This window comes from Stenotrophomonas sp. INTA L402-1 (assembly GCF_059295135.1).
The window spans coordinates 1-662 of the sequence record NZ_JCAFWP010000136.1 but is presented as its reverse complement, the minus strand read 5'-3'; the positions used below and the strand labels follow the sequence as shown (position 1 = coordinate 662).

Sequence of the window (662 nt, the reverse complement as noted above, 5' to 3'; positions counted from 1 at the left end):
GATGTGAATACGCCTCAGGAATGTAGCGCTGGATGCGCGACAAAAGGTGTTTTCTGTTTGTGTTTTTTCTCCTGATGCATCGCGATATCGGCAGCATGCAGGGCACTGTCTGCATCGGTCGTTTCAGGATCGACTTCTACTATGCCAAGACTGGCACCGGGATAATACAAATCAACATCACCTAAGTGATATTCTCCACGTATTTGCTGTTGAATACGTTCTCGCAGCGACGAAATATCCGTATTCTCGTTGTTCAGTGAAACAACCAAAAACTCATCACCGCCGAGACGACCAATAACTTCGCCATTTTGCTGGAGCGTATTAAGGCGCTCGCCAACCTGAATGAGGAACAAATCACCACTATTATGACCAAAACGATCGTTGATTAATTTGAAGTTATCCAGGTCGATAAACGCGATCATTATCTTATGGTTAAGATGCCGGGCTAGAGAAAACAGCGTCGTCAGATTTTCAAAAATCTCCCGCCGATTCGGTAGCCCGGTTAACGAGTCGGTATACTATTGCGCTATCAGTTCGGCATTGGCTTCGCGCAGCTGTTCTACCAGCGCCTCTTTTTGAATATATTGTGCAATCAGTCCGGCGAATAACTGCAAAACCTGTCTCTTATACACATCTGAAGCTTCCTACTATACTCCTTGTGT

Annotated in this window: 1 pseudogene; it reads right to left on the bottom strand. The window is 45.5% G+C overall.

Annotated elements, in window-relative coordinates:
• Positions 1-14: 14 nt before the first annotated feature.
• Positions 15-620 (bottom strand): annotated as a pseudogene (dgcP, locus tag AC5O77_RS21925) (diguanylate cyclase DgcP); the annotation flags it as partial.
• Between the last annotated feature and the right edge of the window lie 42 nt (positions 621-662).